Origin of the sequence: Klenkia sp. PcliD-1-E (genome assembly GCF_024124375.1) — a bacterium.
In the GTDB taxonomy this organism is placed as follows: Bacteria; Actinomycetota; Actinomycetes; order Mycobacteriales; family Geodermatophilaceae; genus Klenkia.
In genome coordinates, this window is the sequence record NZ_JAMXRZ010000041.1 from 20,384 (window position 1) to 33,003 (window position 12,620).

Consider the following 12,620-nt stretch of genomic DNA (forward strand, 5'->3'; position numbering starts at 1 on the left):
CTACAACTCCAGCACGAGCCTCGGGCACGCCGCGCGGGAGACGCACACGAACATGACGTCGTTGGCGGCCTGCTCGGCCGGGGTGAGCAGCGAGTCGCGGTGGTCGACCTCCCCCTCGAGCACCCCGGTCTCGCAGGTGCCACAGGTGCCCTCCTCGCAGGAGCTGAGCACCTCGACGCCGTTCTCCCGCAGCACCGCCATGATGCTGCGGTCCGGCGGCACGGTCAGGGTCTTCCCGCTCAGCGACAGCTCGACCTCGAAGGCGTCGCTGCGCACCGGGTCCCCGACGTCCTTGGGGGTGAACCGCTCCAGGTGCAGCACCTCGGGCGTCACCCGCTCCTCGACCGCGGCGAGCAGGGGCTCGGGGCCGCAGCAGTACACCAGCGTGCCGGGGTCGAGGTCGCCCAGCACCGCGTCGAGGTCGATGAGCCCGACCTCGTCCTGCGGGTGCAGGGTGTGCCCCTCCAGCTCCTCGAGGAAGGCCATCGACCGGCGGCTGCGGCCGCCGTAGTGCACCTCGGCGGGGACGCCGGCGGCCCGCGCGGCGGCCACCATCGGCAGGATCGGGGTGATCCCGATGCCCCCGGCGACGAAGACGTAGCGCGGGGCCTCGACCAGCTCGAAGTGGTTGCGGGGGCCCCGCACGCAGACCTCGTCACCGGGGTGCAGCCGGTCGTGCACGTGCGCGGACCCGCCCCGGCCGGCCGGCTCGCGCAGCACGCCGATGCGGTACCGCGTCCGGTCGGCCGGGTCGCCGCACAGGGAGTACTGCCTGGTGAGGTCGTCGGTCAGCACCAGGTCGACGTGCGCGCCCGGGGTCCAGGCGGGCAGCTCGGCACCGCCGGGGTCGGCCAGCTCCAGGACGACGACGCCCTCGGCCCCGTCGGTCCGGGAGGCGACGACCAGACGCAGCTCCTGCTCGCTCACCGCAGCGGGGTCCGCGGCCCGGCCGCCTGCTCGGGGCGCAGCACCCGGTGCGGCGGGGGCACGTGGTCGACCGGGGCGCCGGCGTCGGGCTCGGCCACCCGGGCCGGGTGGTCGGGGTGGGCCAGCAGCCACTCCCACATGCCGATCGGGTCACCGCCCTCGGCGCGGGCGCCGCACGAGCACTCCCCCAGCAACCGGTCGCTGCCGGGCAGCCACGCCACCCGGGTGACGCGGTCGCCGTCCAGCACCCGGGTCGGCGCGACGGTCTCCGTCATCGGGCGGCTCACCGCGACGCGAGGGTCGCCGGGGAGTCGGGGACCTGCTCGGCACCGGCGGCGGCCTGCGCGGCCATGATCCGGCGCGCGGCGAGGCCACCGGTGTCGATGTTGATCGACAGCTCCTGGTAGCCGTCCGGCTCGCCGGCCAGCACCCGCTCCAGGGCGTCCAGCGCGACGACGTCCTGCAGCACGACGGTGCGGTTGCTCTCGCGCAGGAAGTCGCTGACGCCCTCGTCCTCCAGCGCGAAGTCCCGGGCGACGGCCCAGAAGTCGTGCGTGGAGTGCTCGGTCTCCGGGGTGATGGCGTAGACCACCTCGACGTGGAAGCCGTCGGGGTCGGTGCCGTCCTCGTCGGGCAGCACGCCGACCGGGGCGACCCGGCTGTGCAGCAGGTACAGGCACGGCGGGTGGAACTCGATGTCCTGCCAGCGCACGATGCGGCCGTCGATGCCGGTGGACTTCGCGTAGAAGGGCGGGCAGTCGGCGTCGTCCATGTGCCGGGAGACGTAGACGACCTGGGCGTCCTCGTCGACCTCGGTGGTGATCGGGGTGTTGGCGACCTCGGGGGTCCCGATGTAGCCGCCGTGCAGGTAGGTCTCGTGGCTGAGGTCCATGAGGTTGTCGACCAGCAGGCTGGCCCGGGCGGCCAGCGGCTCCATGCCGCTCACCGTCGTGTACCCCTCCTGGTCCAGCCAGGGGGCGCGCGGGATCGGCACCGAGTCCGACCGGTCGTCGTCGCCGATGAAGACCCAGATGAAGGAGTCCTGCTCGACCACCGGGTAGCTCTTCAGCCGTGCGGTGCGCGGCACCCGGGTCTGGCCGGGGACGGCGACGCACTTCCCGTCGGCGTCGTAGGTGAAGCCGTGGTAGCCGCAGACGACGGTGTCGCCCACGAGGTGGGAGGGCTTCTCGCTCAGGGGGAAGCGGCGGTGCACGCAGCGGTCGCTCATCGCGGTGACGGTGCCGTCCTCGCGCCGCCAGAACAGGATCGACTCCCCGCAGATGGTGCGGCCGAAGACCTCCCGGCCGATCTCGCGCCCGTAGGCGGCGACGTACCACTGGTTGCGGACGATCGAGGTCATGCGGGTCCCTCCCGGGGTCGTCGGCGGTGACGTACACCATGGTGAGCCGCATCACCGGGGCTGCAGAAGACGACTTCCACGATGCGGAAGGTGCTGCTCAGCAGACCAGGCGCAGGGGGAGCGACTCCCAGGACCGCAGGGTGTTGTTCAGGTGCCGCACCGGGTCCCCGGCCAGCTCCAGCGAGGACACCCGGGCCAGCAGCGCCGTCAGCAGCGACTCCGCCTCCAGCCGGGCGACGTGCTGGCCCACGCACTGGTGGATGCCCATGCCGAACCCCACGTGGCCCGACGGGTCGCGGGTGAGGTCGAAGGCGTCGGGGTCGGCCCACCGTCGCGGGTCCCGGTTGGCCGCGGCGAAGAAGACCAGCACCTTCTCCCCCGCCGGGACGACGGCGTCCCCCACCCCGACGTCGCGCACCGTCGTCCGGAAGAACGCCTGCACCGGGGACTCCCAGCGCACCGCCTCGTCGAAGGCCACCCGCACCAGCTCCGGCCGCTCCCGCAGCAGCTGCCACGCGCCGGGGGTGACCGCCAGGGCGTGCAGCACCGCGCCGATGCCGTGCACGGTGGTGTCCACCCCGGCGGTGAGCAGCGACCGCACCACCAGCGGGGCCTGCGCGTGCGTGAGCTCGCCGCGGTCGGCCGCGGCCCAGATGTCGGCACCGAAGCCGACCGGGGCCAGGGCCTCCCGCTCGCACTGCTGCCCGACCCAGCCCGCGTGCGCGGGCATCGAGGCGTTGCCGGCCAGCACCAGCGGGTTGTCGGTGGGCCCGAAGGCGTTGAAGGCGTGGTCGCCGTAGGGCAGCAGGTGCTCCCGGCCGTCCTTCCCGAGCCCGACCGCGTCGGGGAACACCCGCAGCGGGAAGGCCGCGGCCAGCGCGGGGACGGCGTCCAGCTCCAGCGACCCCTGTCCGAGGACGTCGGAGACCAGCGCCTCGGCGTCGGCCAGCCAGTCGGCCCGCAGCGTGCGCAGCGCCCGGGGCCCGAGCACCTTCGCCAGGACGGCGCGGGGTGCGTCGTGGTGCGGCGGGTCGGCCTCCAGCAGCAGCGACGGCGGCCGCCACGGGGTCTCGGTGCGGAAGTTGGTCAGCCCCACACCGGCCGAGGACTCGAAGGACTGCCAGTCGCTGAGCGCGGCGTGCACCTCGGCGTAGCGGGCGATCGCCCAGGTGTCGTACCGCGGCAGCCGCACCAGCGGGCCGGCGTCGCGCAACGCGGCCTGCGCGGGCAGCGGGTCGCGCAGCACCTCGGGGTCGAAGGGGTCCAGGTCCAGGGTCGGCAGCACGGCGGTCATCGGGTCCCCTTCACAGGTCGAGCACCAGGCGGTCACCGCGGGAGCGGGACACGCAGACGAGCAGGCAGTCCCCGGCGGCCCGTTCGGCCTCGTCGAGGACCGAGTCGCGGTGGTCGGGGTCGCCGGCCAGCACGGTGGTCTCGCAGGTGCCGCAGGTGCCCTGGCGGCACGAGGACAGGACGTCGGCCCCGGCGGCGCGCACCGCCTCCAGCACGCTGACGTCGGGCGTCACGACGACCTCGGCGCCGGTGCGGTCCAGGACGACGGTGAACGGCTCGTCGCGCACCGGGGCGCCCTGTTCGCGGGCGACGAACCGCTCGGTGCGCAGCAGCCCCGGCGGGCAGGCGGCCTCCACCGCGTCCAGCAGCGGGGCGGGGCCGCAGCAGTACACCCGGGTGCCGTCGTCCAGGCCGGTGAGCAGGTCGCCCAGCGGGAGCAGGCCGCGCTCGTCCTGCGGCCAGACGGTCACCCGGTCGTCGTCCAGCTCGTCGAGGAAGGCCATCGAGGCGCGGGTCCGCCCGCCGTACACCAGCCGCCAGTCCGCGCCGAGCCGGCGGGCGGCGTCGACCATCGGCAGCAGCGGGGTGATCCCGATGCCGCCGGCGAGGAACAGGTAGCGGGGCGCGGGCGCCAGGCGGAACTGGTTGCGCGGCCCGCCCAGGCCGACCAGGTCGCCGACGGCCAGCTCGTCGTGCACCCACGCCGACCCGCCCCGGCCGGCGGGCTCGCGCAGCACGGCGACCCGGTAGGTGTGGGCATCCCAGCGGTCCCCGCACAGGGAGTACTGCCGGGTGTCGCCGGTGGGCAGCACCAGGTCCACGTGCGAGCCGGGGGTCCAGTCCGGCAGCCGGGCGCCGTCCGGGTCGACCAGGGTCAGCGCGACGACGCCGTCGGCCAGCCGCTGCTTGGCGGCGACCCGGACCGTGGAGCGGGCGGCGGTGGTCATGGACGGGATCGTGGCGGCCGGGCAGTGACCGGGGCCATGCCGTTCTCATCCAGCGAGAGAACAGCCGTGCACCTGCGTGGCGGCGTTGCGGTTCTGCATGGTCAACGGGACGACGGGAGCTGGCGGCCGATGCCCCGCGCCGCCGCCCGGAGCGCCGGCACCTGCGCCCGCGCGTCGGCGTCGTTGGGCACGATCACCGCCAGCGCGGCCACGACGGCCCCGGCCGGGTCGCGCACCGGGACGGCGATCCCGCACGCGTCGGGGTGGATGTGCCCCGGGCAGAAGGCCACACCCTCGCGGCGCACCTGGTCCAGCACCGACCGCAGCCGGGCCGCCGTCCCGATCGTCGCCGAGGTGAAGGTGCGCAGCGGCCCGGCGAGGGTGCGCTCCTGCAGGTCCCGCGAGGCGTGCGCCAGCAGCACCAGGCCGGACGACGAGGCGTGCAGCGGCAGCCGGCCGGCGATCCGGGTGTAGTTGACGACCGCGCCCGGTGCCGAGAGCCGCTCCAGGAACAGCACCTCGTCGCCGTCCAGCACGCCGAGCTGGGTGTGCTGGCCGACGACGGCGTGCAGGTCCTCCATCAGCGGCATCGCCACCTCGCGCAGCGACAGCGCCGGCGAGGCCCGGGCACCCAGCTCCCACAGTCGCAGGCCCAGCCCCACCCGGCGGTCGCTCTCCCGGCGCAGCAGGCCCAGCTCCACCAGCTCGGCGACCAGCCGGGACGCCGTCGCCACGTGCAACCCCGACCGCCGGGCGATCTCGGAGACCCCGAGGACGGTCTCCCCCGGCCGGAAGGCCTCCACCACCGACACCACCCGGGCGACGGTGGACCGCGACCGGGTCATCCCTCCGCGGCGGTGGTGCGCAGCAGGGCGCGCTGCACCTTCCCGGACGCCGTCATGGGCAGATCGTCCACGACGTGCCAGCGGCGCGGGACCTTGAACGGCGAGAGCCGCTCGCGGCACCAGGCCTCCAGCTCGGCCGGGTCGACGTCGGCGGCGACCGGGACGACGAAGGCCACCACCAGCTCGCCCCACCGCTCGTCCGGCCGGCCGACGACGGCGGCGCGGGCCACGCCGGGGTGCTCGACCAGGGTCTCCTCGACCTCGACCGGGGACACGTTCTCCCCGCCGGTCTTGAGCATGTCCTTCAGCCGGCCGGTCACCTGGCAGCCCCCGGCCGCGGACACCGTGGCCAGGTCGCCGGTGTGCAGCCAGCCCTCGGCGTCGATGGCGGCCGCGGTGGCCACCGGGTCGTCGAGGTAGCCGTCGGTGATGCGGTCGCCGCGCACCCACAGCTCGCCGGTCTCCCCCACCGGCACCGGGGCGCCGTCCGGGCCGGCGATGCGCACCTCGGTGCCCGCGATGGGCCCGCCCACGGTGCCCCGGCGCACCTCGTCGGGGTCGTCCGGGCCGGCCATCAGCGCGCACCCGCAGGTCTCGGTCATCCCGAACGTGGTGGCCAGCCGCGCACCGAACGCGGCCTCCACCCGGTCGACGAAGGCCGGCGTCACGGTCATCCCGCCGGTGAACAGCACCGCCAGGTCGGGCAGGTCGGGGACGCCCTCGGCCACCATCAGGTCCAGCAGCGTCGGCGCGGCCGAGAGCATCGTGACCCGGGACGACGCGAGGACGTCCAGGACCGCGGCCGGGGCGAAGGGCAGCACCACGTGGTCGGCCCGGGCCCACAGCGCCCCCACCACGCCGAGCACGTTGCCGGCGGTGTGGAACAGCGGCATCGGGTTGCACCACACCCGCCCGGCCGACGGCCCGAGCCGCTCGGCGAACGCGGCGCCGGTCGCCACCATCCCGGCGTGGGTGATCCGCACGCCCTTGGCCCGCCCGGTGGTGCCGGAGGTGAACTGCACCTGGGCCAGCGAGCCGGGGTCGACGACCGGGAGCTCGACGGGGTCGGCCAGCAGCGAGCGCCAGTCCTCCACCACGGGCAGCCCGGCCATCGCCGTCCCCAGGTCCGCGACGGCCAGCGACGCCCCCGAGAGGGCGACCGCGTGCTCGACCTCGGCCGGGCGGGACCGCGGGTTGACCGGCACCAGGGTCTGCCCGGCCAGCGCGACGCCGAGCTGCACGAGCACCGGTGCCGGCCCGTTGGCCAGGCAGGTGGCCACCCGCGCCCCGGGACCGGCCGCGGCGAGCAGGCCCGCGGCGAGGGAGGTCGCATCGGCGAGCAGCTGCGCCGCGCTCCAGCGCTCGCCGGTCGCCGGGGTCGAGAGCAGGACGTCGTCCGGCCCCCGGTCGACGGCCCGGCGGAGGACGTCACCCAGGACTCCGTCCGCCGGGCCGGTCGCCGGCGCCCGCAGCTCGCTGGTCACGAGTGCGGGCACCGGTCAGCTCCCGTAGGAGAAGGACTCGGCGCTGGGCCCGCTGATCTGGTCCAGCAGCTCCAGGCCGGCCTCGGCCTCGTTGCTCACCCGCGAGATGAACACCGTGGTGGTCGGGGACTGGCCCAGCTCCGAGAAGTCCAGGTCGTCGGGCAGCACACCCTGGGTGTCGACCGTGCCGCCGTCGCGGAAGGCCGCCACCACGCCCTCCGGGGTGAGGTCACCGGCCTCGCAGGCGCCGTCGAGCGCCTGCTTGAGCAGCTCGGCCTGCACGTAGGCCAGCGGCACCTCCCAGCCCAGCGCACCCTGCGGGTCGGCCGAGGCGTAGAGCTCGTTGGCCGCCTGCACGCCCGCCGAGTCGGGGTTGTCGTAGGGCGACTCCGCGGTGATCGAGTACACGTTGGCCAGCAGCGCGTCCGCGGCCGGGGTGCCCAGCAGCGAGGGGTTGAAGGTCGGGTTCATGCCGATGATCGGCACGTCGGCGCCCTGCGCGGACAGCACGCCGGCCAGCGAGGCCAGCTGGGTGGGCGCGGCGGCCAGCACGACGCCGGCGACCCCGGCCTGGGCCAGCGCGGAGGCCTGCGCGGACAGGTCGGTGGTCTGGGAGGTGATCTCCTGGGCCACGACCTGCAGCCCCCGCTCGTCGGCCGCGTGCTCGGCGCCGGCCAGCGCGTCGCCGCCGTAGTCCCCGGTGAAGTAGACGACGCCGATGGAGGAGCCCTCGGCCACGCCCAGCTCGTCGACCAGGTAGTCCACGGCGTTGGCCCCCTGGATCGCGTAGGACGCACCGGGCAGCTGGTTGTTCTCGTAGGCCAGCGCCGACCCGGCCCAGCCCACGCCGCCCACGTACACGGAGTCCTGCTCGGCCAGCGGCAGCACCGCGGCGCTGGTCGGGCCGCCGAGCACCTGCTGCAGGGCGATGACGTCGGGTGCCATCGAGCGGTAGAGCGTCACCGCGCGCTGCGGGTCGTAGCCGTGGTCCTGCACGTCGACGGTCACGTCGCGGTCGCAGACCCCGCCGTCGGCGTTGACCTGGTCCCAGTAGGCCTGGGTCTCGGTCACCTGCACCGCGGCGCCGGCGGCGAAGGGCCCGGAGAGGTCGGTGAGCATGCCGATGGTGATGGCGTCGTCCGTCACGCCGTTGCCGGTCGTGACGTCGTCCCCACCTCCTCCGCCGGAGGCGGTCGGGGCGGTGGTGCTGCAGGCCGCCAGCGCCAGGGCGGCGGCGGCGAGCGTGGCTGCGCGGACGCGGTGCTTCATCGGGTGGTCTCCTTCGACCGGGAGGGCTCCCCGGCGACCGGGCGGTCGGCGGGTGGGACGGGAGCAGGGGGTGCCGGCCGGAGCCGGTCGCGCAGCCGGCGGGCACCGCCGGCCAGGCCGCCGCGCAGGAACACCAGGACGGCGATGATCGCCAGCCCGTAGACGATCCGGGACGCGGTGGAGGGGTCCAGGCCGCCCGAACCGGGCGCGGCGAGGAAGGGCAGGGCCGAGCTGTACTGGGCCAATACCAGCGGCAGCGAGGTCACGAAGACCGCCCCGACGACGGCGCCGGCCACCGAGCCGAGCCCGCCGAGCACGATCATGACCAGGTAGTCCACCGACGCGGTCAGGCTGAACACGTCGGGGGCGACCCGGCCGTAGGCCAGCGCCAGCATCGCGCCGGCCACCCCGGCGTAGGCCGAGGAGACGACGAACGCCGATCGCTTGGCCCCGGCGACGCCGACGCCCATCGCGGCCGCGGCGGTCTCGGAGTCCCGGACGTTGGCCCAGGCCCGTCCGGTGCGGCCGCCGCGGATGTTGGCGGCCAGCCAGATCGCCGCGACGGCGAGCAGCAGGAACAGGTACCAGAGCCGGTGCAGGCCCTCGAACTCCACGCCGGCGACCGCCAGGTAGTCGGGGTCGCGGTTGCTGAAGCTGAACCCGCCGACGGCAAAGGGCTCCACCGACCGGCCGACGAACCCGCCGGTCCAGGAGTCGAGGTTGACCAGCAGGTGCCGGACGACGAAGACCAGCCCCAGCGTGGCCAGGCCCAGGTAGATGCCGCGCAGCCGGCCGGCGACCGGGGAGAACGCCGCGCCCACCCCGGCGGCGACCAGCGCGGCCAGCACCAGGCCCAGCAGCGGCGGTAGGCCCAGGCCTTCCACCGTCGTCGTCGACTCGCCGGTGGTGTAGGCGTAGACGTAGGCCCCGATCGCGGCGAAGGCCGCGTGGCCCAGGGACAGCTGGCCGGCGACCCCGACGAGCAGGGTCAGACCGACCGCGCCGATGGCGGTGGCCATCACGAACAGGCCGGTCTGCAGCCAGAAGTCGCTCAGCACGAACGGCAGCGCCAGCGCGACCAGCAGCAGCACCAGGCCGACGACCTTGCGCGGGGCGTCAGACACGGACGGCCTCCTTGCTGCCCAGCAGGCCCGAGGGCCGCACGAGCAGGACGACGATCATCACGACGTAGGGCGCGACCTCGCCGAACCCCGACCCCAGGAAGGGCTCCAGGTCGGACTCGTAGCCGGTGACCAGCGCGCTGGTCAGGCCGATCAGCAGGCCGCCGACCACCGCGCCGGGCACGGAGTCGAACCCGCCCAGCACCCAGGCCGGGATGGCCGCGAACGCGCTGAGCGCGACCGTCGGCGCGACGCCCGGGGCGGGGAAGGAGGTCAGGAAGATGCCGGCGACCGCGGCGAGGATGCCGGCCAGCGCCCAGCCGGTGGCCGCCGTCCGGGACAGCCGGATGCCCATGAGCGAGGCGGTGGGGCCGTCGGCGGCCGCGGCCCGCATGCCCACGCCCAGGTCGGTGCGGGAGAACAGGTACCAGAGCGCACCGAAGGCGACGAGCGTGACGCCGGCGGCGAGCACCCGGCCGGTGGGCAGCGTGATGTCGCCCAGCCGCACCACCGAGGCGCCCCACGGCGCACCCAGGGTGAGCACCTGGTTGCCGATCCGGCGGGTGAGCTCGGTGAGCAGCACGATGTCCACGCCGAGCATGAGGATCGCCGCCGTCCCCGGGTTGGGGTCGGCGAGGTTGCGCACCAGCAGCGCGTTGATCAGCACGCCGACGACGGCCGCGCCGGCCAGCCCGACGAGCACCGCGGGCCAGAAGCCGATGGTGTCGTGCAGGACGGCGACCAGGTAGGCGCCCAGCAGCACCACCGAGCCGTGCGCGAAGTTCAGCACGCCGGTGGAGGTGAACACGATGGCGAACCCGGCGGCGATGAGGCTGAGCACCAGGCCGTAGGACAGCCCGTTGAGCACCTGCTCCAGGAAGTAGCTCATGCGGCTGTGCCCTCTCCTGCGGAAGCTCCGAGGTAGGCCCGCAGCACCTCGGGGTCGCGCTGCACCTGCGCCGGCGTGCCCTCGGCGATCTTCTTGCCGAAGTCCAGGACCGTGACCTGCTCGGCCAGGCCCATGACGAAGGGCATGTCGTGCTCGACCAGCACGATCGACAGGCCCAGGTCGCGGCGGACCTGCCGGATGGTCTCGGCCATGTCCTGGCTCTCCCCGTGGGTCATGCCGGCGACCGGCTCGTCGAGCAGCAGCAGCGAGGGCCGGGCGGCCAGCGCGCGGCCCATCTCCACCCGCTTGCGGTCGCCGTAGGCCAGCGTGTGCACCGGGGTGCGCAGCAGGTGCGCGATGCCCAGCAGCTCGGCGATGCCGGCGACGGTCTCCCGGTGCTCGCGCTCCTCCCGGCGGGCGCCGGGCAGCTTCAGCGCGCCGGGCAGCAGGCCGCGGCGCATCAGCCGGTGCCGGCCGACCAGCAGGTTGTCCTCGACGGTGTCCTCGAGGGCCAGGGAGATGTTCTGGAAGGTGCGGGCCACGCCGAGACCCGCGACCCGGTCCGAGCGCAGGGCGGTCAGCTCGGCGTCGCCGTAGTGCACGCTCCCCTCGGTGGCCCGGTAGGCGCCGCCCAGGACGTTGACCAGCGTGGACTTGCCGGCGCCGTTGGGGCCGATGAGGGCGTGCACGGTGCCCGGCTCGACGGTGAAGGAGACCTCGGACAGCGCCGTGATGCCGCCGAAGCGGACGGTCAGGCCCTCCACGCGCAGCTGCTGCGGCGGCTCGGCGGTGGGGATCGCGGGCTCGCCGGTCACCGCGGCACCGGCGACGACGGGGGCGGCCGCACCCAGGTAGCGCTCGCGCACCTCGTCGCTGGCCGACAGCTCGTCGGCGGTCCCCGACGCGGTCACCCGGCCGGTCTCCAGCACGTAGGCGGCGTCGGCGACGCGCAGGCCCATGACCGCGTTCTGCTCGATCAGCAGCACCGCCGTCCCCTGCTCGTTGATCTCGGTGACGATCTCGCCGATCTGGTCGACCAGCAGGGGTGCCAGGCCGAGGGAGGGCTCGTCGAGCAGCAGCAGCTGCGGGCTGACCATGAGCGCCCGGCCCATGGCGAGCATCTGCTGCTGGCCGCCCGAGAGCAGGCCGCCGGGCTGGTCGCGCCGCTCGGCCAGGATCGGGAAGAGGTCGAACACCCGGTCGCGGGCCGCGGCGCGCGCCTTCGCGTCCTTGACGGTGTAGCCGCCGGCGCGGAGGTTCTCGGCGACGGTGAGGTCGCGGAAGATCCGCCGTCCCTCGGGGACCTGCACCAGGCCGCGGCGCACGACGTCGGCGGCGTCCCGGCCGGCCAGGTCCTCGCCGGCGAAGCGGACGGTGCCGCCGGTGACGGTGCCGCCGTAGGGCTGCAGGGAGCGGGAGACCGCCCGTAGCAGCGAGGTCTTGCCGGCGCCGTTGGAGCCCAGCACGGCGACGACCTGGCCGGGCTCGACGACGAGGGAGACGTCCGACAGCGCGGTGATCGTGCCGTCGTAGACGACGTCGAGGTGCTCGACGGACAGCAGCGGTGGGGACATCACGGTCCTTCGGGATCGGACGAGGTGGTCCAGGTCACGGGAAAGCTAGAGAGGATGTAGACGTGCGTCAAGAACCTGTCTAGGTTTCCGATGCCAGTTCGTGATGTGCTGGGATCTGCGGGACCCGGCGGCGACAGGGAGGCACATGGACGGGCCCGAGGGCGGCGCACCGGCGCACCGCCCGCAGACGCTGCTGCTGAACTTCCTGGGCTCCCTGGTGCTCGACGAGGGCCTGCCCCCGCTGCCGTCGTCGGTGCTGCTGGACCTGCTCGCCGACCTCGGGGTCGCCGAGGCCGCCGGCCGGGCGACCCTGCAGCGGATGACCCAGCGCGGCCTGCTCGAGCGCGGCCAGGTCGGCCGCACGGCCGAGTACGCCCTGACCCCCCGCATCGAGGCGGTGCTGCGCCGGGCCGACCGCCGGGTCAGCTCCCCCACGCCGTTCGAGCACCCGGCCGAGGAGTGGACGCTGCTGAGCTACTCGGTCCCCGAGAGCCGCCGGGACCTGCGGCACCGGGTGCGTGCCGCGCTGACCTGGGCCGGGTTCGGCGGGGTCCGCGACGGGCTGTGGCTGGCGCCGGGCACCGTCGACGTCGCCGCCGTCCTCGCCCCGCTGACCGACGCCGCCGGGCTCGCCGACGCCTTCTCCGCCCGGCCGCTGCCCGGCACCGACGTCGCCGCCCTGGTGCACCGGGCGTGGGACGTGCCGGCGGTGCGCGACGCGCACACCTGGTTCGTCCGCACCTGGGTGCGCCCGCCGCGGGTGGCCGGGTCGATGGCCCAGTTCACGCTGCTGGGGGCCGACTGGCTGCACCTGCTGCAGACCGACCCCGGCCTGCCCGGTGAGCACCTGGGCCCCGACTGGCCGGCCGCGGCCAGCACCGCGGCCTACCGCCGGGCGCGCGAGGCCCTGG

12 protein-coding genes and 1 pseudogene are annotated in these 12,620 nt (G+C 75.0%); 1 reads left to right on the top strand and 12 read right to left on the bottom strand.

The window, feature by feature from the left end:
• The 12 genes and pseudogenes from NH342_RS10280 to NH342_RS24515 all read right to left on the bottom strand — a co-directional run.
• Positions 1-927, bottom strand: a complete 927-nt coding sequence (locus NH342_RS10280; RefSeq protein WP_253014425.1) for a PDR/VanB family oxidoreductase — start codon at positions 925-927, stop codon at positions 1-3.
• Positions 924-1,202 (bottom strand): hypothetical protein, encoded by a 279-nt coding sequence (locus NH342_RS10285; protein ID WP_253014427.1) that lies wholly within the window; start codon positions 1,200-1,202, stop codon positions 924-926. Before NH342_RS10285 ends, NH342_RS10280 begins: the two co-directional genes overlap by 4 nt.
• An 8-nt stretch (positions 1,203-1,210) precedes the next feature.
• Positions 1,211-2,287: an aromatic ring-hydroxylating dioxygenase subunit alpha gene (locus tag NH342_RS10290; protein ID WP_253014429.1), complete on the bottom strand. Its 1,077-nt coding sequence runs from the start codon at positions 2,285-2,287 to the stop codon at positions 1,211-1,213.
• A 97-nt stretch (positions 2,288-2,384) separates the two neighbouring features.
• A complete protein-coding gene (locus NH342_RS10295) occupies positions 2,385-3,581 on the bottom strand; it encodes a cytochrome P450 (protein ID WP_253014431.1) in 1,197 nt (398 codons plus the stop codon).
• A 10-nt stretch (positions 3,582-3,591) separates the two neighbouring features.
• Complete coding sequence (locus tag NH342_RS10300) at positions 3,592-4,527, bottom strand: PDR/VanB family oxidoreductase (RefSeq protein ID WP_253014433.1); 936 nt, start codon at positions 4,525-4,527, stop codon at positions 3,592-3,594.
• A gap of 101 nt (positions 4,528-4,628) precedes the next feature.
• On the bottom strand, positions 4,629-5,372 hold the full coding sequence (locus NH342_RS10305; RefSeq protein ID WP_253014435.1) for an IclR family transcriptional regulator: 744 nt from the start codon (positions 5,370-5,372) through the stop codon (positions 4,629-4,631).
• Positions 5,369-6,868, bottom strand: a complete 1,500-nt coding sequence (locus NH342_RS10310; RefSeq protein WP_253014437.1) for a class I adenylate-forming enzyme family protein — start codon at positions 6,866-6,868, stop codon at positions 5,369-5,371. Before NH342_RS10310 ends, NH342_RS10305 begins: the two co-directional genes overlap by 4 nt.
• 3 nt (positions 6,869-6,871) lie before the next feature.
• Complete coding sequence (locus NH342_RS10315; protein WP_253014439.1) at positions 6,872-8,125, bottom strand: ABC transporter substrate-binding protein; 1,254 nt, start codon at positions 8,123-8,125, stop codon at positions 6,872-6,874.
• Positions 8,122-9,249 carry a branched-chain amino acid ABC transporter permease gene (locus tag NH342_RS10320; protein WP_253014441.1) on the bottom strand — a complete coding sequence of 376 codons (1,128 nt, stop codon included), beginning with the start codon at positions 9,247-9,249 and terminating at the stop codon, positions 8,122-8,124. Before NH342_RS10320 ends, NH342_RS10315 begins: the two co-directional genes overlap by 4 nt.
• Positions 9,242-10,135 (bottom strand): branched-chain amino acid ABC transporter permease, encoded by an 894-nt coding sequence (locus tag NH342_RS10325; RefSeq protein WP_253014443.1) that lies wholly within the window; start codon positions 10,133-10,135, stop codon positions 9,242-9,244. The genes NH342_RS10320 and NH342_RS10325 overlap by 8 nt, the downstream gene beginning before the upstream one ends.
• Entirely contained in the window at positions 10,132-11,001 is an 870-nt protein-coding gene (locus tag NH342_RS24510) for an ABC transporter ATP-binding protein (RefSeq protein WP_374209427.1), read from the bottom strand. Before NH342_RS24510 ends, NH342_RS10325 begins: the two co-directional genes overlap by 4 nt.
• A pseudogene (locus NH342_RS24515) lies at positions 10,981-11,697 on the bottom strand (ABC transporter ATP-binding protein); the annotation flags it as partial. The pseudogene NH342_RS24515 and the gene NH342_RS24510, both read right to left, overlap by 21 nt.
• Positions 11,698-11,854: 157 nt before the next feature.
• Between NH342_RS24515 and NH342_RS10335 the strand changes: the two are divergent.
• Positions 11,855-12,620, top strand: a 766-nt coding sequence (locus NH342_RS10335; protein ID WP_253014447.1) for a PaaX family transcriptional regulator C-terminal domain-containing protein, incomplete at its 3' end; no start/stop codon positions are given.